The following is a 21,215-nucleotide window of genomic DNA, read 5'->3' on the forward strand; positions in this document are numbered from 1 at the left end:
GCGGACGAGTTCCCAGCTCTCTGTGCGCCGTATCCTGATTGGCTCGCGGCATACCGGATCTCGATCGGGTTACCGATCCGCAAGCGAAGCCATCTCAAACTGCGTGAGTTCGATTGAAACGGTAACTGGGAAATTTAATCGTCATCGGACACTGTGTCGAAAAGCACCGTATCGGCCGGCGCGCGGAACGCCTCGTCAATCGCGGCGCGTCCGACCACTCGTGCTGGCAAGATGGGCTGCAGTCCCAGCACTCGAGTAATCACGCCGCCACTTGTGGCGAGCATCTCGGCTCGCTCAGCCAATTCGCTCGCCGATACATTGCCATTGGGTTTGCCAAGGCGTTCGAGTTCACGCAAGATCTCGGCGTGCTGCGCCGTGATCGCTTCGTGGGTGGGCGATAATTCGCGCGCACGCGAAATGATCTCCTCCGCTTTCACAAGATCGCTTAACTGTCCAGCGACCTGGTATCGCTGCAACAGCAATTCGCAGATTGCACGCAGGCGAGCGGGATCGTTTCCCGATCGTTTGATCGCCTCATCAAAGGATGCCTCAACGCTGCTTTGTTGCCGTGCCGTTGCGCTAGTGGTTGCAATCGATTGCAGCCACTTGCGATTCTCAAGGGTTGCCAGCCAGATGGCGAGATCCGAATTCAACGGGTCCCAGTCCAACGCACGTCGCAGCGTCTCTTCGGCCGCCGCGGCACGGTTTGTGCTTGCCAGCATGTTCGACTCGGCCATCGCGGCGCGAGATCGGCTAACGGGACGATATGAAAAGAAGAACGCGGTCGCGGCGAGTATCGCTAAGATCGAAATGGCCGCGATGCGCGGCGCCATCACTGTTGGGTTGGATTGTGTTTCACCGTTTGCGGTGTCGCCGGGAGTGGCTGTTGCAATAGCCGCAAACGCGAGCAGGAAGACGGACACACCCGGGACCGTCCATCCTCCCGAGAAACACAGATGGATCAATCCCGTCGCCGCGGACGCCCCGGCCAAATGACGACATTGCTTCATCGTGAGAAGCTCGTGTGTCCGATGCATCGAATGCAACCAAATGCCGATCGATCCTAACGCGACCGGTACCGCGATCAGATGCGCGTCGAAATCGGGAAGGTTGCCCGTCGAGATCCCGTGATACCAAACCGCGAAGATGCCCGCGATCGTTCCGGTGCCCACGGCGATGGCGATGCGTCGCGTCGATGTGGAGCCCGCGTCGTCGGAGTTGGTTGCCGGATCAGAAGCAGCAACTTCACGGAGATAGGCCACGATGGCGGTGACGAGCCAAGCGACCAGCAATGCGGAAGCGATCCAACCGCCACAGGCGAGTGTTTCGAAAAAGAAGTTGTGTGGTTCGGCGATCAATTCGTGTGCAAGAATGTCGCGATACTTTTGATAGACAAGTTGGAAGTTGCCGGGCCCGGCGCCGAACCAAGGGTGGTCGGCAGCAATCCCGAGCGTGGATCGCCAGTACTGCATCCGCAATTGGATCGTCGCGGGAGCTTGCGTGACCCATTCACCCCCCATCATCGACTCGCCAAACTTCCACAACGCCGCAAACAGGCTCAGCACGACTACAGCTAAGACGGAACCAACGATGGCAAGCGATTTCGCTGGTTTTGCAGGAGGGGTGTTGCCTTCTCCTTTTACCCTTAAAGGACGACGACGCAGCAATGCGAGTCCCGCAGTCAGTCCCGCAACCACAATCACCGATAACAAACCGGACCGACTGCCTGTGCTTGCCAGAGCGATGAGCGTCATTCCAGCCAAACTCGCCGCCGTCGCGATCAAGAGGCCACTGGCGGCGTGATCGTCGCGCTGGCGTATTTTTGGCAGCCAGCAGAGCAGGCATCCACCAGCGAACGTCAATGTCATCGCGAGCGGACCGGCCAAGGAATTCGCAAGCGCAAATGTGCCGGTGGGACCTCCGTCACGCAGCCGATTCTCGAAGATCATTCTCGCGGCGGATCCGGGCTCCGCGTTGAGGCCGATCTTGGCGAGCATTCCATCAGGATCGTTCTGGTAGTCGGACAGCATTTGCGGAAAGGAAACATAGTATTGGTGCAAAGTATGCACCGCCAGCATCGCCCCCATCCCCAGCAGCAATCCAAACATTGCGGTTGATCGCCGAGTACCAGCGAGCAGTCGCCTCAACGCCACGAACGCGGCGCCGCAGGCGATCCACCACCATGCCTCGTTGGTCGCCGCCCGGAGGTCACCGCCGACTTGAGGCGGACTCGGTAAGATGACACCACCGGAAACCCAGGCGGCCACAAACACCCACGTGGCGAGGGCCAGTGGTGCGGCATCAACCCACCACCCGACACGCTGCCATTGCAGCGTCGGGGAAACTCGCGTGACCCACATCGTGATCGATGCCCACAGCATCAGCGAGATGCTCAGCCCCAGCGCATCGCCTTGTTCTAACGCGGTTGAGTCCGCCGGATGATAAACGCCCCAGACAACGACGAGGCAGAACCCGGCGAGTGCGGCAAGATCGAGCAATGTATTCCGCGATAATTCGGGTGATGGCATCGATCGAAACGGCGTTGAGGCGGGTGTGTCCGATGCAGGTTTAGTCGGTCCTGCCTTGCGCCCGCTCACTTCTTAGCCCCGCGTCCGCGCGTTGACTCGAGGATCGCGACCAGCGTGAGCATGCAGCCGACGATTCCCAGCACCGTCACCGCTTGGAGGGAACCGACATGCGCAAGCAAGATCGCCGACCATCCGCACGTTGCCGTGATCAAGTGGATCGTGCTGACGGCCGCGGTTCGAGACAACCCCAAGTCCACAAGGCGATGTGACAGGTGGCTGTGGTCGCCTTGGAATGGGCTGCGTCCTTCGCGAACGCGGATCCACAACACAGTCGCCATGTCGTAGAGCGGAACTGCCATCACACACAACGGTGCCAGCACCGCGTGAGGTCGAATGGTGCCGTCGACGGATGGGCCTCCGACAAAGGTCGCCATCAACATCGAGACCGCAATCAGAAATCCCACCAAGTAACTGCCCCCGTCACCCATGAAGATATTTGCCGGTGGGCGATTATGAAACAAAAAGCCGAGCAACGCTCCGGCGACCACCAGCAGCAAGCCCGCCACTAGCAATTGCGGATGATTGGTCCCCGGGTCGGTCGTCGTCAACATCACCACCGCCATCGATATGGCGATGATCGCGGCAATGCCTCCTGACAATGCGTCCATGTTATCGAGCATGTTGAACGAGTTGATGACGGCGACGATCCAGATCACCGACAACGACTTCGTCAGCCAGCCGGCGTTAAGGTACGCCGTTAACTCAATGCCTAAACCGAAGACGACGGCGGCTGCGATTCCGAATTGGCAACCCAAACGGACGATGACCGAAAGTCCTCGGCGATCGTCCCACAATCCGAGGATCAACAGCACCGTGCTGGCGAGGAGCAGCCATATCATGTCATTTGATCGTGACCAAACGCCTGGGGCATGCGTGATCGCCGCGTTCCAAAAATTTTCTGGCAATAGACCACCAAACATCGCTCTCAGCGATTCACCACGTTCGGGTACCTGCATCCACCATGCGGCAACCAACCCAGGTATGATTGTTGCAACGATCCCGACGTAGATACCGATCCCGCCGCCAAGCGGCGTCGGCACGGTGTGGCTGCTGTGTCCCCCTGGTCGGTCCAGCAGTCCGAGCTGGCGGGCATAGTGCCGAACCGGAAACAGCACCAACCCGCTGATCAACATCGCGGTCCCTGCGGCCGCCAGTACGAGCAAGACGGTAGCCGACATAGGTTGCGCGGGTATGGGGTGGGAGAGACGAGATCAGACGCGTTTGCAATCTACGCACTTCAGCGTTTTTTGTTCACCGGATTCTAACAGGAACTTTCCCGCCGCGACGCTCACCTACGACGGCCACTAGGGGGCATTTTTCGCGATTCCGTTTCCATTTGTCATACCAATCGTTACAATAGGATTCCCCGCCGGCTGCGAGCACATCACTTCACTCCCCTGCTCCGGCCCCCTCCTATCCCCTCCGTTCCCACGCAATGTTCATGCGCACGTTCTTTGACCTGCGAATCACCCACATCGCGTCGTTGCTCTGTTTGGTCGCTCTAGCAAGTGGTCGCGTGCACGCCGACGCGTCGGTTGCTGAGTCGATTCCCGAGTCGTCGATGGAGTTCATGCAATCCAACTGCATTGATTGCCATGATGGTTCATCCGGTGAGGGCGGATTCGATGTTTCATTGCTGTCCCCGCGGCTCGATAGTCTACAGAGCTTCGAGTCCTGGGTACGGATTTACGATCGAGTTCAAAAAGGCGAAATGCCACCGCCCGAAGATGTTGAGATCGAACCAAGCGAATTGGCGGAGTTTCTGCCTGCCACCGAACGGGCACTGCAGCGTGCCTCCAAGCTCCATCGCGCCCGCGATGGCCGCGTCCAAGGTCGACGGCTCACCAACATGCAGTTGCAGCGTACTTTGCAGGATCTGCTGAAGATTGATTACCCGTTGGCGAGTCTGATGCCAGCGGAAACGCGAAACAGCGGGTACGTGAATTTGGCGGATGCCCAAACGATGTCGCACTTCCAACTGCAATCGCACCTCACCTTGGTCGACACCGCCCTGGATGCGGCATTTGATCGAGCCACGTTGCCCAACGCGCAGTGGGCGATCGACTACGGCCCAAAACGAATTGCCAACAAACCGCCCGGTCGCCGCAACCGAGAGCCAGAGCTTCGTCAAGGTCTCGCGGTGACCTGGTCTAGCGGAATGGTTTTTTACGGGCGTATCTCATCGACGAAGGTCCCAGAATCGGGGACGTACCGGATCATTGTGACCGCATCGGCTGTGAAGCCACCGAAGGCCGCAAAAGGAAACGTGGGCAATGTTTCGCCGCCAGGCCTCTGGTGCAGCGTTCGCAGTGGTGAGTGCGTGTCGAGTGCTCCGCTGATGACGTGGATTGGCGATTTCCGCGCCACATCGGATCCGAAGACAATGACGTACGAAGCATGGATCCCAAAGGGGCACATGATCGAAATCCGGCCGGCAGATGCGACGATTAAGAAAGCATTGTTCCAAGGCGGCCAAGTGGGATACGGCGAGGGTGAGAAGCAGGATGTTCCTGGCGTGGCCCTGCACCGATTGAGGATGGAGCGGATTCACCCCGGTGGCGACAGCGAATCCGTCCGCCAGCAATTGTTTCATCAGACCAGTTTGCGTTTCGATAAAAAGTTAAAACGCACTGTCCCCGAAATCGAAGGGCTGAGTGACGTCAAGATACAACAACGTCTCGCCGACCTGATCGTACGGTTCGCAGAACTCGCCTTTCGTCGCCCAACAACGGATGACGTCTTGGAGCCGTTTGTCGACTTTACAAAGTCTGCCTGGCGAGAGAGCTTGGAAGCCGGCGAGAGTCGAGAGCAAGCCTATGTGGCGGCGTTGCGAGCTGGATACCGCGCGGTTCTGTGTTCACCTCGCTTTCTATATCTTTGTGAGTACACCGACGCGGACGGCCGACTTGATGACTGGTCGGTAGCCTCTCGGCTGAGTTATTTCATTTGCGGATCGATGCCCGATGAGACGTTGCGGAGGGCCGCCGATAGCGGACAATTACGTACCCCGGCTCAATTGCGTCAACAAACCGATCGGCTTCTTAAGTCGCCACGCGGACGCAGCTTCGTCGAAGAGTTTTCGGCGCAGTGGTTGGATCTTGTGGATATCGACTTTACCGAACCCGATCGTCGGCTGTTCCGGGATTTCGATATCGTCGTCCAAGACGGGATGCTCGCCGAAACGCATACTTTCTTGCAGTATCTGCTCGATGAGAACTTGCCGATACGAAAGTTAATTGATGCCGACTTCACGTTTCTCGACGAGCGTCTTGCACGTTACTATGAGATCGAGACGCCGCGAGATGTCGATGGCAATCCGCTCGACGATGCAACGCGGATGGTTCCGCTCGAAAGTGATTGGCATCGAGGCGGATTGTTGTCTCACGGATCGATTCTCAAAGTGACCGCCAACGGCAACGACACGTCGCCGGTGCTGCGGGGCATCTGGGTGTGCGAACGCGTTTTAGGCGAAGAAATCCCGCCGCCGCCGAGCAACGTGCCCGCCGTCGAGCCAGACATTCGCGGCGCGACCACCATTCGCGAGCTACTGGCCAAACACGAATCGGACGCCTCTTGCGCGGCCTGTCACAAGAATTTTGACCCGCCCGGATTCGCACTCGAAAACTTCGACGCTGGCGGCAAATGGCGCGATCACTATCGACAACTCCGTGGTGGAAAATACCAACGCGGACCCGCCGTGGACGCGAGCTATCGGATGGTCGATGGACACGAATTCCAAACCTTCGAAGAGTTTCGCAGTCTGATCGCTGCCGACGAAAAATGTCTCGCGGCCAACTTTGCGACTCAGCTCCTCACCTACGCCACTGGTGCCAAGATCCAGTTCGCCGATCGGCCGGTCGTGGATGCCATCGTAGCAGAAGCAAAGAAGTCCGATTACGGCATCCGCTCGATCTTGCATGCGGTCGTAGCGAGCAACACCTTCCTCCAAAAATAGACGGTATCGATCATGGATAACCGAACGACCCAGTTCAACTTTCAAAAACAACTTGGCCGCCGAACCGTTCTACGAGGCAGCGGTGTCTCCATGAGTCTACCGTGGCTCTCAGCGATGCGATCTGCGTTCGCTCGCGATCCCGATCACAACGACCGCTCGCCGCAGAACCCTCGTCGACTCGTCGCCGTGACCGTCGGTTTGGGACTGGTCAGCGAAAACTGGATGCCCAGCGGTGAGGGTAAACAATATCAGCCGTCGCGGTATCTTCGCGCATTAGACGACCTGCGAGATCAGATGACGATTGCATCGGGTGTGTCACATCCGGGAGTCGGTGGCGGACACCGTGCCGAAGCGAGCATTCTGACGGCAACCCCGATGGGAACTTCGGGTCGCGCCGTGAATACGATCTCGGTGGACCAGTTACTCGCGAAGCACCGGGGTGACGCCACACGTTATCCATCGCTGGTGTTGGCAACCGGTGGCGCCAACAGTCCGTGTTATACCGAGAGCGGTGCGATGATTCCGCCCATTACCTCGGCGGCGCAACTGTTCGCGGAGTTGTTCGTCGACGACTCACGCCAAGAACGAATGAAACAGGCGGCACGCGTGCGACAGGGGCGAAGTATCATGGATGTGGTTGCCGAGGACGCCAAGTCGCTGCAACGCACGCTCGGCCGAGGAGATCGAGATCGGCTCGACGCGTACTTTTCAAGTGTCCGCGGTCTCGAGCGACGGATGCAGCAATCCGAACTCTGGGCAAATCTTCCCAAACCGAAGGTAGACGCGGATAAACCCGTCGACATTCGAAACCCGAACGATCTGATCGGCCGGTTTCAGACGATGTGCGAGTTGATGCACTTGGCACTGCAAACCGATTCCACACGTTTCATCACCTTGCACCTCCCGGGCGGTGGCGGCGTGGTGCCGCTCGAAGGCGTGCAGGAAGGATATCACTCACTCAGCCACCACGGCCAAGACGATACAAAACTCGAGCAACTCGCTCTCGTCGAAGAGGCTCTCGTCGCCCAGTGGGGCAGTTTCCTGCGAACGCTCGTAAATTCCGACGATGCACGCGGCAGTCTGCTCGATGACACGACGTCGTTTTTGACCAGCAATCTGGGTAACGCGTCCAATCACAGCAACCGCAACATGCCGATGTTGATCGCCGGCGGCCCGTTCCGTCACGCCGGGCACCTCGCGTTTAGTCAGAAGGAAAATTACCCGTTGCCGAACTTCTACTTGTCGCTGCTGCAGAAGTTTGGTGTGGAAGTCGACCAGTTCGCGACCAGCACCGGAACGATGGAGGGTCTGTCCTAATTGCGTGCTCGGGCACGCGTCATCGTCGCACCCCCTCCCACGCGTGTCTGCGAATCCTGTAAAATCCACTGGATACCCTTCTCGAATCCACTTCATGGGCCTCCATCCAGATGAAAACCAGCGCAAAAGAACCCGTAACGGTCGAACGTAACGAACGCTACCATTGGTTGGGAGCACACCCGGAAGTTCGGGACGGGGTCGCGGGCGCACGATTTGCCGTCTGGGCGCCTAACGCCACCGAAGTCAGTGTTTTGACTGACGGAAATGGCTGGCAGCACGGCGCCGACTGGTTGCACGGTAGTGATTCGGGCGTCTGGACAGGGTTCATTGCCGGAGCCGGCATCGGCACACGCTACAAGTACGGCGTCCGTTCGAAAGAGGGCGTGGTCGTCGACAAGGCCGATCCGTTTGCTTTCGCCGCCGAACATCCGCCGGCCACCGCGTCGATCATTCACGATCTCGACAAGTATCGGTGGCGTGACGAAGACTGGATGTGCCGTCGAGGTCAAGTCGATTGGCTCAAGCAACCGATTTCGGTTTACGAGGTGCAACTGTCGTCATGGAAACGCCCTTGGGACGGTCGCAAGTATCACACCTATCGTGAACTCGCTGCCATGCTCGTCGACTACGTCAAAGAGCTCGGATACACGCACATCGAGCTGATGCCGATTACCGAGTTTCCGTTTGACGGTTCGTGGGGCTATCAGGTAACCAGTTACTTCGCGCCGACGAGCCGGTTTGGCGGCCCAGACGAGTTTCGCTATTTCGTCGATCACTGCCATCGCAACGACATCGGCGTGATCATCGATTGGGTACCAGCTCACTTCCCTTATGATGAACACGGACTGGCGTACTTCGACGGCACCGGGCTCTACGAACACCACGACAAACGCCAAGGTTTCCATCCCGATTGGAACACCCACATTTTCAACTATGGGCGACACGAAGTTCGCGAGTTTCTTCACGCCAGCGCACGGTTCTGGTGCAAGGAATACCACATCGACGGACTGCGAGTCGACGCGGTCGCCTCGATGTTGTATCTGGATTACTCACGTGACGAAGGTGAATGGGTTCCGAATCAATTCGGCGGCAACGAAAATCTCGAAGCCATTGAATTTTTGAAGCAATTCAACACGCATTTGCATGCGGACTTCCCCGGTGTTCTGACCATCGCCGAAGAATCAACTTCATTTGGCGGCGTTTCGAGTCCTGTCTACAACGGTGGACTCGGGTTCGGAATGAAATGGGACATGGGATGGATGCACGACACCCTCGAGTACATCAAACGCGATCCGATCTATCGCAAGTATCACCAGAATGAGCTTTCATTCCGGTCGGTGTATCAGTTCAGTGAAAACTTCATGTTGCCGCTTTCGCACGACGAGGTCGTTCACGGCAAAGGTTCGCTGCTCTCACGCATGCCCGGTGACCAGTGGCAACGGTTCGCAAACATGCGGTTGCTGTTCGGCTACCAATACGCATCGCCCGGCAAAAAGCTGCTCTTCATGGGTTGCGAGTTTGCGCAATCGTCCGAGTGGAATGCCGAGAGTCAACTCGATTGGTCGCTACTACAATTCGACGTTCACGACGGGGTGAAACGATTCGTTGGCGATCTCAACCGGATCTACAAAGACTATCCGGCGCTTCATGAACTCGACTGCGACGCCGCCGGATTCTCGTGGATCGCCGCCGATGATGCGGACAAGAGTATCTTCACGTTCTGTCGTATCGCCGCCGACGGAAGCACCGTCGTGGTCGTGCTGAACTTCACACCCGCGCCTCATGCTGGATATCGGATCGGCGTTCCGCAACCCGGCAAATATATCGAGATCTTGAACAGCGACTCACAGCTATACGGTGGCAGCAATGTCGGCAACATGGGCAAACTTGTCAGCGAACCGGTCGCCGCTCATGGACGCGAACAAAGTCTCAAGCTCAATATCCCGCCTCTCGCGATCTTGATGTTATCGGCCACTGATAACTCGTAGGTTTGGATACTGGCAAACGTGCAAGGGTATTGAAACGCTAACGAGCGGTAGATTCTCGTTTACCGCTCGCTTCTCGTGGCGGTGCGAGCTGGATGCAAATCGTCCTTGCGCACGGAATTCCAACATGGCTTCGATCTTTTAAAAGGAAGCTGTGTCGGTTGTGCATGACCGTAGTCGCGGTATGCCAATCTGTTTGACGAAGAAGGTTGTTGCCGTAATTTGGTTGTAGGTCTTCCTCGCATTGCCAATCCCAGCTGTCCATTCTCCTCACGCATTTGCGCTACGCCCTTCTTATCGCCATCCCGCCAACCCAAAGCTATCTACTTCGTTAGCGCTGCGGCGCAAGCCGCTCGGTTGCAGTGAGTAAGTTGTTCAAAATCTACCGGGCGCCTCTCGCCGTTCCGCTAACTTTTTCTAGCGGCAGGGCGCGAGCCCTCCGGTTCAAGCAACCGTAAAGCATTCATAACACTCATCCTGAGTGGACACACGTGGTATCCACGCGATGCCTGAATAGCGATTCTTAGAAATCCGAAAATCTTTGCCGTGTGCGTTGCATTTGATTGCGATTTCGGCCCTTACTGAGGTGTGGGAATTGCCGTGCAGTTTTCCGCTTCTCTATTTGAATCCAGTCGAGAGGAAACGTCTTATGGTTGCCAGGCATCAGTATGGACTGGCTGTGCTGCTGATCTTGGTTCTCGTCCTTGCTCCTCAAGCGATCGGTCAGGATGCAATCGCTGGTCGTGAGTTATTTGAACGCGAATGGGAATTTTTGGACCGCGCACCAGAAATCCGAGAATGGGATTCCACGCTTCCGATGCCCCATCACAGAGATCGTGGGCACGGCCGAAGGATGGAGCGAGGTGCCCGCCCGGAACACGACGGAAATGGCCGAGGCTTGGCATCGGTGTTCCCCGGAGATGGGCGAGGCTTTGTGCCTCAAGAGCACGGCTTCGCGGCAGATGGGCAAGAGTTCCCGGCCGACGGATTAGGGCCCCTGTATAACGCTGTTTCTTGTGCAGCGTGTCACCCCAGCGGCGGCGCATCGGGTGTGAATCACAATGTGACGCGGCTCACGGTTGACCCTCGCTCGCCATTTTTTGAGCAGCCGACCGGCCGTGGCGGTCGCGGGGATCCAAAAAATTCCGTCATGGATTTCTTTCCCGGGCTGGTTTCCGGCAACCTGCTGTCCTTCAAGACAGTCGTTCATGACCGATCCACGCGGCCGGGCTATGAAGTCATCCGTCAACGTTTGTCCTTTGGCGTGCCCAACGGACTATCGCCCGAATGGTTCAGTCCTGAGGAGCGGACCGTCGAAGCAATCGCCATGCAACCCGTTGTCGCAGGGCGATATGGATCGCTCGATTACTACCTCAGCCAACGCAACACAACACCGCTCCATGGCATGGGAGAGATCGAGCGAATTTCGATCAATCGATTGCATGCAGTCTCGCTCTCTCAAAACCGATTGTCCGGTGGTGCGATCTCCGGCCGAGTGGCAGGGAAGTACGGTTGGCGAGGCCAAGTCAGCACGTTGTCCGATTTTGTGGTGGGAGCCTGCGCGACCGAGTTGGGGTTAAACGTGTCCGGCATCGCACAACAAGCCGTTGATCCAGCAGATCCACGCTACATCAGCCTGGCATCGGATATCTCAACGACGCAGATCGAAGATTTAACGAGCTACGTCAGTGACTTGCCAGCTCCATCCAAGCAATTGCTGTCGCTGGAAGAGCGCAGACGGGTTCGCCGCGGAGAACAGGTGTTTAGCTCGGTGGGTTGCGCAGCTTGTCACATCGCGGATCTGCTGCCCGCGCGAGAGATCTACAGCGATTTGTTGTTGCACGACATGGGAGTTGAACTGCAAGATCCTTCTCCGGCTCCCGCGTACCAGCAGACCGGCACTCGGACAGCCGTATCCGCCAGCCCCTATAGAAACCGATACGGGCGTGACGAGAAATCCTCCTTCCGGACGGGACGTCCTCCCGATCGTGGACGCTCCGGCGCTAGAGATGCCGGTTCCTTTGTTTTGGCGAGTGCGCCTCAAGCAATTGCGATGGATGCTCCCGCGGAACCGCAGTTTCCCCGCGGCGATATCAGTGACGCTGATCTGCAGGGGCAATTCCGATATTCATGGGATGCTCTGCAGCGGGAATGGAAGACTCCGCCGCTATGGGGTGTCGCAGACTCCGCACCCTATCTTCACGATGGACGTGCCGAAACCCTGGCCGAAGCAATCCGGTGGCACGGTGGCGAAGCCGAGACGTCCAAGCGAAGATTCCTCAATCTGAACGAAGATCAAAAGCAGTTGCTGCTCGCTTTTTTAGAAAGTCTCAAGTCACCGCTCGAATGAACGCCGTTCCGATAAAAAGAGCATTTAAACAATCAGCGTCCCAAGCGACGATTACCTGACGTCCACTATAGTTCAGTTCGAGGCTGCGCGAGTCTTGCATGGATTCTCAATCGCGATAGCAACGGCACGCGCCAGCCCCGGACGCCAGTCCGGGGACGAATTCGCAGTCACACAACGCAATTCGCGAAGCGATGACACGTTCCGCCACGCAGCGACTTGTCTCGCTCTGCTTTGTTCGCAATACCTCGGACTCACGTCCGAGGCTTCACCATGTCGTCACTTTGTGACTAACCATTCGCGAAACTCAAAAACAAATCCCCACCAAACCCACACTCTTAATCTTAATCATATTCTTAATCCTAATCTCTCGCCCCACCTCATCTCTCCCAACACCTCATCCCTCCCCACACCTCATCCCTCCTCACTCCAAACCCTTAAAGCGACGATTTTTCTTCCATCTCCAGAAACGCCTCGGCGAATGCCTTACCGGCCTGGGCATGAAATTTGGCCGATCCGTAATAGTGCACGAATCCGCCGATCGAGGTCGCGCGATCCCATAATGCAATTTCTTCAGGGGTAAGAAGTTTCGATCTGTAATCGTCGAGATACGCTCTTCTCTGCTCTGGCGTCATCGATCCATCTGCGTTTGCGCTGTCAGGATGCTTCTTCGCCAGTTGCCTGCCGAGGGATTGCACTTTGAGTTGTTTCTGTTCGATGAAACCGAGCGCATCTTCTCGGAATGGCGCGGTCTGAACCGCGACGACGCTTCCTTTGAACTCCTCCATCTCTGCCGGTGCCGCCATGGCTTTGCGGAACAGCTTCATGCGACGGTCAGATTGATTCACAATTCTAAAAGTGCCCGGCGTGTAGTTCCCGTAGACGCCAATCACCCCCACCACGAAAGGAAGCTCGGGAGCATTCAGGTCTTGACGAACATCGCGGATGAATTGCGCCAAGAGTTGGCCGTACTCGTCATACTGGTTCTCTCCAAGACTATCCGGGTACGTGGCCGTATCAACGAAGTCATTCCATCCTTGGAACCAAACGAAGCCCGACAGTTCATAACCTGCTTCCGGATCGTAGTCCGGGTACACCCGATTGATATCGGCCAAAACCTTCCTGACGTGATCGACCATGTAGCGATAGTTCCGTCCCGTCGCTTCTGTTCTTTGCGTCCTTATTTGATCGAGCTTGCCTCGTTCGGTGTACATCTCCACCTGCTGGTCGTTCAATACGTAGGGACCGGAGCCCGGCGATCGGTAGTCCACACTTAAATTCTGGCCGCCCCAAGCCGTCTTGATGATTAAGATCGGCCCGTCGTATGACTCTTCCATGGTGATGCCAAACAAATACTCAGGTCCGATGAAATCATCGGGCTTCGCGGGATCCTCCCTGCGTACCCCGTAACCGGCGGTCAACCTACCGAATCCCTCGCCGCCGTACTGGTTCATCTTGCCATTGAGCGACGAGATCCAAACCCTGTCACAGATTTTCGGTTTACCGTCGGGGCCCAGCATCTTCTTGAGCAGCGGTGCGGTTTCGGGATCGGCTCCGATATGGCCAAAAGTTGCGATCCCACCCGTGCCGACCATATTCGACTGTCCGGCCATGATGTAGATTTTCAGCGGTTTGCCTGCCATCGCTGGACTGATGCAGCAGAGGGTGGCAAAGACAGCGACGAGGACTTTAGCGTTTCGTTTCATGTTCTTACTCAGTTGCAACTACTGGCTGGCTTGCCCGGCAGTGGTTAGCAAGACAGCGCCACTTCGATCATTCAACAGGCATTTAAAGTGTTGTGGGTGCGTTGTTTACGAACAATGCTTCGGGTTACCTTTTGCTCGAAAGTGGAGCTGTCCAGTTAGTCATTGTTTGGTTAGCACGTGAAATCAATATCGCCAGCAAACCAATCGGGCGGCATCGTGCACACCCTTGTGCAATCAAACACCACTGGCTCACCCGGCGCGTAGCGAAACCTTAGGCTAACATCTACCGCGTCCGACTTGGAAGCCGGTCACATGTCCGCAATTCGGGCCGAATTGGCCTTTGAGAAATGAATCCACCAAGCCAGCGGCGGACATGCGTCCTCACGGTGTTCGCTCGGGCCGGGAACACGCCGTTTCAAGTCACGACGCAAATCGGGCTCTTGGACCGGACCGTCTCACCAATTTTGGGCCAGTGAATATTCGCCCCATTGATAGGACTTTGGGAGAATTCTGTATGAGATTTTCGGACCTATGTTGTCCCGCCGAATTCCACTTGCTCGTAGCAACCGCATTCGAGATGCATGCGCTGTATGCGTGACGCATGCAACCGCAGTTTGGCAACTGACTCTCAATCTGGATGAGGTCCTCATTAAACAAGACAGTACGATTCCGCGGGTGGCGGAATGTCATTATCGCTTGCCAAAACCGTCGCCACCGCCGCGCCAGCCGATGGTTATATGGTTAGCTTTTTATACATGACGTGGGCGTCAACGTATCCGAGTATTGGATGCTTGAATGCTTCGCTCAACGTTCCGACGATCTGGAAGCCCAGTTTCTGCCACAGGCGGACTGCGCCCTCGTTTGTTGCCACGACGAGGTTGTATTGCATCGCGCGAAATCCGCGACGGACTGCTTCTTGCTGTGAATGCTCGCACATTTGAGATGCAACACCACGACCGCGTGCGGCGTCGGAGACAATATAGCCGCAATTGCAGACGTGCGATCCCTGCGCTGGTTGGTTTGGTTTGATGTAATACGTGCCAAGGATCGCACCGTTCTCGTCGTCTATCGCGATGTACGTCGCTTGCGGAATGGCGACCCAAACATCGAATGCTTCATCTCGAGTGATATCGGGCGAATAGGGGTACGTGTCGCCAGCGCGAAAAACGGGCTCGACAATCCGCCAGGTGGCGTTCCAGTCGGCTTCCTCAAATAAGCGAATCGTCAACATGTGGCGCGTCTCTAAACATGGAAGTGTTCCAATAATTGTTGAAAGTTGAAAGATGGTCTCCCGGAGGGCAGAATCTGCCCTTCGCAATTTTCCAATTTTCGTCGGGTGCAACCGACGGGGAGACCATCATGAATGAAGTTAGTCTTTTGCAATCTCTTGGGCAAGTTTCAGCGTCAGACACCGGGGAAGTCTTTCGAGACTTCATCCGTGGCCACGTCCGCGAGATGATCAGTGAGGTGATGGCGGCTGAAGTCACGCAGCTCTGCGGTCCCAAGCACGCACCGCACGAAGGGGATCACTATCGAGCCGGAACCAGTCCCGGTCGCCTTCTTTACGAGGGTGAACGAGAAGAAGTCGTTCGGCCTCGTGTACGGCGCAGGGGCGATGACGGGGCCAGTCACGAAGTCGAACTGGCCACTTATCGAGTGGCGAAGGATCCCAGTCAGTTGCAGACGCAAATCATCCAGGCGATCGTGTCCGGCGTCAGCAGCCGATCGATTGAGGACATCAAACCGAATTCCCCAGAAGTCAGCCGGTCGAATGTATCGCGATTGTGGAAAGAGGTGGGCCACAAGTTCATCGATGAATTGCGAGGCAAGGACTTGGGGACTCAGAGCTGGTGTGTGCTGATGCTTGATGGGATTCGCTTGAGTAGCGATCAGACTGCAGTCGTCGCGTTAGGGATCGACACTGAGGGCCGAAAACAGGTCCTGGACTTTGTCCTTGGTAGTAGCGAAAACTTGGAAATTGCGAGTGATTTAATGAGCCGAATCATCAACCGCGGGTTCACTTGCTCTCATCGTCTGTACGTCGTTCTCGACGGAAGTGACGCGTTGCGTGGTGCCGTCAAAGAACACTTTCCCGATGCAGTGGTTCAACGCTGCTTGGTTCACAAAGAGCGAAATCTGAAGGCAAAGCTATCCAAACGACATTGGGGCGAGGTCTCTCGTCTGTTCACGCGTCTTCGGAGTGTCCAAGGCTACGAGGCAGCTAAAGAAGTATTCGATGAGCTGGATAAATTTATCAAGCCGATCAACGCCGAGACGCACACAAGCCTGCACGAAGCCGGGGAAGACCTTCTGGCGTTGCATCGCTTGAACGTTCCCAACACGCTTCATCGTTGCCTACTGAGCGCCAATGCGATCGAGAACTCGTTCCGCACCACACGCCGCAAGCTCGACCGCGTGACACGCTTTCGAGCTGAGACGGATCAAGCAAGCCGTTGGCTTTCCTACGCGTTGCTGGAGGCCGAGAAAGGCTTTCGCCGGATCACTGGATGCAAGTCACTGCCTCATCTGTTGGCAGCTCTGGCGAGACCCGAATCAAAAATAAGCTGAAATTGTTTTCCCACCTCATTGAGCTCGCCGCTTCTCAGTCCGCTAACGGCTTGAATTACCGAGCCGGGACCAGCGTTCATCAATAACAACAAGCACACGCAATTCCGGCATCGTGCACATCACATTGTAATCGTGCGCCACCTAGCGATGACACATCCACTCATATTTCGAGTCTTTCAGGCAGTCCAAAATGTCGTCATAGTTTAAAACGATCTCTTTGATAGGACGTGATTCAAGTTTTTTGGTTGATATTCTTGAAGCTGCAGGTTTCATTTCGAAGAATTCAATGGCGAGGTCGAATCCTTCGGATGGATGCTTCTCAAGATGATGCTCATAAACAATTTCAATATATTCAATACGAAGAGCCTCGAAGATTCGCTTTGCGTTTGCGTAAGACTCGTCAAGGAATTGAAAGCAGTCGAGAATGTTTCGGTTTGTCCCACCTAGTGAAATGCAAGTAGGATCCAAAAAGACAGGGGAAGAGTTGCGAATCGCAGCAGACGGGTCGGCGTGCCAAATTCCCGATATTTGACCTTTCCTCACCGAGATCGCCTGACGCAAGTAATTCTGTCTTTTGAGCAAAACGAATTTGTTGAAACCTAACGACAGTAAACTCTCAAGGAATGAAGTCAATTCGATATTCAATCCATTGAAATCCAGATGTTGGAACTTAGTTTCAAATCCAAAGCTACGGAATTGTGACGTTTTGATCCTGTTCTGCAATAAATGATAAGGATCCAATTCGTTTGAACGGTCTGTCCTTACATGGTGGGCATGGAACAGTTCTCCGGCCCATTCTAAGTGGGGGTGATTTCCAAGCATGTTTCCCAGCAGAGTGCTGCCGCATCTCCCGAAGTGGAAGCAGCAGATACGGGATCGCGGGCGAACGCTAAGCAATTGAATAATTCGGTCTAGCATTTTGGGAAGAATGAGAAAGGCGATGATAGCCGAGGCTGATCGGATGACTGACCATCGGCCAAGAGCCTTTCAAGGTTGTCGGTAAATGGTGTGAGTGGGCGATCAGTTCATCAGTGTTGAATTCTTTCGTTAATTCGTAACGTGACATTTGCGTCGATAGGCTTCGCGAGCATCCAAAGGACGATCTTAACCGTCTGTTCCTGCAATCGTCGGATCAAACTTTCTCGCTTACTCCAAGACGTTTCGTGACTTGCGTAGGGATTATGATCAATTCGATCGGCTTGAACGACCACCGAGGCACCTGGATAATCAGTCTTCAAAAGCACACGATTTCGGTGTCTCCGGTTGGCCGCTCGGTTGTGCCATTGTCCGCGATGAAAGTGGGCGATGTCCAGCGTCCCTCAAAGATACCGTAGACGATTCACCATCCGTCACGCAAAGCCCGAACAGTCCGTCGAGTGCATTGACGTGGCCCGGAACCGTTACCGCACGGAGCCATCCATTATCAGCAAACCGCGACCGAAAGTAGACACCCAATTTGTCTGTCGTGTGGCGCGGTAAATTGCCCGCAGCCGCAGGTGGGCGACCGTCAATTAAGTAACGAAGCTGTCCGCGACCAATTGTTTCATTCGCGACAAACGCGGCAATCGGTTCTACCCGCCCGCGAATCCCATCAAGGACATACACGAATCGGCATCGGGCGATGACGGCGACGGTCTCTTGGAACGCGTTGGCATCAAGGTGGTGATCGGTAAGTCTTCCGTCGCAAACGTGAATTGTGACTGGTCTGGGCATCTCGCCCATCATTTCGCAGAGGATCTCCGTGAGATTGCTACGCATTGCGATGTTGGTGGGCAATGCTAGAGACATCTTCTTCTTGCAGAACGCTTAGGTAAACCGCGTTGAGACGGTTGATGTCGCTTTCAAAAACCGTCAGTTCGCCGCTCCGACGCAATGAGTTTTCGTACGCCAGCATTAATCTCAAAATGAATCAGTTGGGAACTCGTCAGTAGGATATAGCGCGGTGAGCTTTTCATCTTTGATGGACATCGGAAGTGCCACGTAACAATCTGTCTTCTAGGTCGCAATTCTCAAGCTGTTCGTCTGCCGGTACGTCGTGATCACGAATTTAATCAGGGGTTTGCTGCGCACCGTGGACGACACCAGTACCGGAATAGTTGATTCTTGATAGCCGCCACCTTGCGGACGGCAAGAAACAGGCATTAATCCTCTCACCCAGAAACTGCCGATCCCCCATTCATGAAGATGTGGATCATTGTCTGTAAGTAGGCTGACCAATATTTCTGTGTTTACACAGCTGTAACGAACGTCCAGCGCACGGAACTCTTCACCTTATCAGAGTTCGGCTGCGTCGTACGGCCCGTCGACTTCCACACCACAATTCTTCGACAAACGATCTCTCTGCGCATCGATCTCTGCGCGATTCAAGCTAGGCCGTTTGGGAGCGTTTGGAAGAAGCGTTACGTCGGTAAGCCCGCGAAAGTGCGATATCGCCACCATTGCGGACTCATCAATCGCGTTCGCGGGCAGATGCACCTTAGCTGGACAATGCCACTTTCGAGCAAAAGGTAACCCGACGCGTAAGCAAGTGAAGGAATTACGAAGGATCCCTCTCACGCTGCGGGTTGCCAATGCATTGTTCGCAAACAACGCACCCACAACACTATAGATGCCTATTGAACGATCGAAGTGACGTTGTCCTGTTAGTTCACTGTCTCGTGCGGTTTGACCGGAGCAATGAGATCCTTCAGCGGAATTGTGTGGTAATACCAAGTCCGGGCTTCCTGTTTTCCATCAAGGTGACCAGTCTTTATTTGGATTTCGGCTTGCTCAGCCCAGTCCTTTCGGATGTGTATTCGTCCGACCTGCTTTGTTCCTTCATTGCTGGTAGCCATTGAAATTGTGAGATCGGATTTGAACCCACCACCGTCATGCGCCTCGGTGCTGGGGATGTGAAAATCGATCGAGGTAATCGGTTTGAGTCGCCCTTCGTCCTCGAGCGTAAACTTCACCGTGACTCGACCGGTGTCGTGATCATAAACCGAAATATCGTACTTGAGTTTGAGCTGTTCTCGCGATTCACCGAGTTGGAACCCCAACGCCATAGCAAAGCTGGCAGGAATGGCGAGTGCGGCGACGATGCCGAGGATTGCTCGAGCGACTCGTGACATGTGAATCCTCTTTTGGAGTTAATGGGTGACGACAGCCTAACGTTAGGCGAACTCATCATTTAGCGACAGAACGTCCGTGCATCACTTCTTTTACGTGAGGTGGCGGCTATTTGGGCAAGCCATCTGCTTTCCTTCCGACATGTACGAAAACGTACCAGAATGCGAGCGGCCACAAGACGAGACCGACGGGAAGAGCCATCCACAGAGGCTTGGAGATTCCAATAGCAAAACCAAGAAGAGTAGCTGCGACTTGAATAACGCCCGCGCCCGCGAGCACTGCCAATACTCGGATACGTTGGGGCATGGAAAGAGGCTTCGATCGAATGTTCATGTCACGTTTCAATGCTGATTTACTCACCCACAGAACGCCCTCCGTCACCCGGTGCGGAGAGACGACTTTCCATTTGTAAAACCTCGCAAGCCGTGCTCCGCGTGCGCGGCATGGTTCTCCGCGATTGGAGTTACGCGCCTGCAAATAAATCCCTCGATTGAGACGCGACAATACGAAGTGATTCCACGAAGTCTTCATGAAAGCCAGTCAGGTCGGGGATCGTGATGACGGACGGATCCAATTTCGACAGAGATTCGTAAAGGTCTTGGACCTCAGTTCCGATCAACCATGAAAAAACGCATCCATTATATTGTATCGCTTTGCCCAGCAATGGACGACCATCGTCCAAATGGGCGAGATATTGGCGAGACGCGCGCGTGATATGCCGTCTGAGCAGTTTTCGATACGGATGCCAGACGTGACTATGCTTCCAGCCCTCATTTATCGGAAGGTTGTCATCAGGGGAAAGCCCCAAGTGCACCGCCAAATATGGCACGACGTGAAACCAACACCCTGGTTCTTTGCGAGGTGGCTTCTCACACATGATCATCGTCTCCGCGTTGTGACGATATTCGGGCTCATCATCGAGTTCGAGATCGCTGTCTTCCAGATATCCTCGGACGATCGCTTCAACGGCGCTTTCGTTGCCAGACGCAACGCACGCTCGAATGGCCTCGATGGACGTCAACGAATAGAAATGGTCTCGCATTGACATGTCAGCCGAAGCTCATTTCAGTCGGTAAACGGTGGCGTTGTGCGGGCGGCGGAAAACAGGCAAAAACTTGCAAAAAGTCTCCATTGTCGCTTCGAGTGTACGCGATGGTTATCCGTTCTCAAGACAGCATTGAAGGTTCTTCACGATCGCTCCTGGCCCTGACTTGTTTTCGAATCCACCAGGCTCCTCCCAATACCCAACCAACAAGTGAACCGACAAAGAATCCATTCGGTCCGTGACGATACATCGCAAAAATGATTTAAAGTGCGCCTGCAATCACTACGAAAGACTGAACGACGATGGAGACTAGCGGAAACTTATCAGCGACGCTGTTGCCTGCCTGCGGAAGAAATGTCTCACCCGCTTCCTTCTTTCGCGTCAACACTGAGATTGTGACACCCGCAAGTGTGCCGCCAAACGCAATGGTCGCAACCATCAATTTAAATAAGTCGGAGCTCAGAGATTGAGTGGATGCAAAACCAGCGCCAGCTAAGATGCCGATTCCAATCCCGACGAACGCGTATTTGCTGATTCTGCGTTGGCGAGGGGATAGCGACGGCAAAGCGAGGCTAACCCTTAGGTTTAGTCGCATT

Annotated in this window: 13 protein-coding genes; 5 read left to right on the plus strand and 8 right to left on the minus strand. The window is 55.2% G+C overall.

Annotated features, from left to right (window positions below; all coding sequences use genetic code 11):
- Positions 1–134 precede the first annotated feature (134 nt).
- Positions 135–2,528 (minus strand): O-antigen ligase family protein, encoded by a 2,394-nt coding sequence (locus NB063_RS01050; RefSeq protein WP_250926875.1) that lies wholly within the window; start codon positions 2,526–2,528, stop codon positions 135–137.
- 65 nt (positions 2,529–2,593) lie between these two features.
- The gene (locus NB063_RS01055) at positions 2,594–3,766 is read right to left on the minus strand and encodes an MraY family glycosyltransferase (protein ID WP_250926876.1); all 1,173 of its coding nucleotides are present in this window, start codon (positions 3,764–3,766) and stop codon (positions 2,594–2,596) included.
- Between the two features lie 257 nt (positions 3,767–4,023).
- On the opposite strand from NB063_RS01055, the gene NB063_RS01060 reads away from it, so the two are divergent.
- The 4 genes from NB063_RS01060 to NB063_RS01075 all read left to right on the plus strand — a co-directional run bounded on the left by NB063_RS01060 (position 4,024) and on the right by NB063_RS01075 (position 12,195).
- Positions 4,024–6,543, plus strand: coding sequence for a DUF1592 domain-containing protein (locus NB063_RS01060; RefSeq protein WP_250926877.1), 2,520 nt, complete (start codon positions 4,024–4,026; stop codon positions 6,541–6,543).
- A gap of 12 nt (positions 6,544–6,555) precedes the next feature.
- Complete coding sequence (locus NB063_RS01065) at positions 6,556–7,860, plus strand: DUF1552 domain-containing protein (protein WP_250926878.1); 1,305 nt, start codon at positions 6,556–6,558, stop codon at positions 7,858–7,860.
- 110 nt (positions 7,861–7,970) lie between these two features.
- Positions 7,971–9,848 carry a 1,4-alpha-glucan branching protein GlgB gene (glgB, locus tag NB063_RS01070; RefSeq protein WP_250926879.1) on the plus strand — a complete coding sequence of 626 codons (1,878 nt, stop codon included), beginning with the start codon at positions 7,971–7,973 and terminating at the stop codon, positions 9,846–9,848.
- Positions 9,849–10,494: 646 nt separating this feature from the next.
- Complete coding sequence (locus tag NB063_RS01075; RefSeq protein WP_250926880.1) at positions 10,495–12,195, plus strand: di-heme oxidoredictase family protein; 1,701 nt, start codon at positions 10,495–10,497, stop codon at positions 12,193–12,195.
- 434 nt (positions 12,196–12,629) lie between these two features.
- Here NB063_RS01075 and NB063_RS01080 read toward each other — a convergent pair whose 3' ends face one another.
- Both NB063_RS01080 and NB063_RS01085 read right to left on the minus strand, forming a co-directional pair.
- A complete protein-coding gene (locus tag NB063_RS01080) occupies positions 12,630–13,835 on the minus strand; it encodes a sialate O-acetylesterase (RefSeq protein WP_250926881.1) in 1,206 nt (401 codons plus the stop codon).
- Between the two features lie 796 nt (positions 13,836–14,631).
- Complete coding sequence (locus NB063_RS01085; protein WP_250926882.1) at positions 14,632–15,129, minus strand: GNAT family N-acetyltransferase; 498 nt, start codon at positions 15,127–15,129, stop codon at positions 14,632–14,634.
- Positions 15,130–15,164: 35 nt separating this feature from the next.
- Between NB063_RS01085 and NB063_RS01090 the strand changes: the two genes are divergently transcribed.
- Complete coding sequence (locus NB063_RS01090; protein WP_250926883.1) at positions 15,165–16,466, plus strand: IS256 family transposase; 1,302 nt, start codon at positions 15,165–15,167, stop codon at positions 16,464–16,466.
- Positions 16,467–16,607: 141 nt separating this feature from the next.
- On the opposite strand, the gene NB063_RS01095 is transcribed toward NB063_RS01090, so the two are convergent.
- From NB063_RS01095 to NB063_RS01110, 4 genes are all read right to left on the minus strand, one after another.
- Positions 16,608–17,384, minus strand: coding sequence for a hypothetical protein (locus NB063_RS01095; protein ID WP_250926884.1), 777 nt, complete (start codon positions 17,382–17,384; stop codon positions 16,608–16,610).
- Between the two features lie 309 nt (positions 17,385–17,693).
- Positions 17,694–18,224 carry a hypothetical protein gene (locus NB063_RS01100; protein ID WP_250926885.1) on the minus strand — a complete coding sequence of 177 codons (531 nt, stop codon included), beginning with the start codon at positions 18,222–18,224 and terminating at the stop codon, positions 17,694–17,696.
- Between the two features lie 884 nt (positions 18,225–19,108).
- On the minus strand, positions 19,109–19,576 hold the full coding sequence (locus tag NB063_RS01105) for a hypothetical protein (RefSeq protein WP_250926886.1): 468 nt from the start codon (positions 19,574–19,576) through the stop codon (positions 19,109–19,111).
- A 461-nt stretch (positions 19,577–20,037) separates the two neighbouring features.
- Positions 20,038–20,622, minus strand: a complete 585-nt coding sequence (locus NB063_RS01110; protein WP_250926887.1) for a hypothetical protein — start codon at positions 20,620–20,622, stop codon at positions 20,038–20,040.
- Positions 20,623–21,215: the final 593 nt, after the last annotated feature.

This window comes from Aporhodopirellula aestuarii (assembly GCF_023701485.1).
Lineage (GTDB): Bacteria > Planctomycetota > Planctomycetia > Pirellulales > Pirellulaceae > Rhodopirellula > Rhodopirellula aestuarii.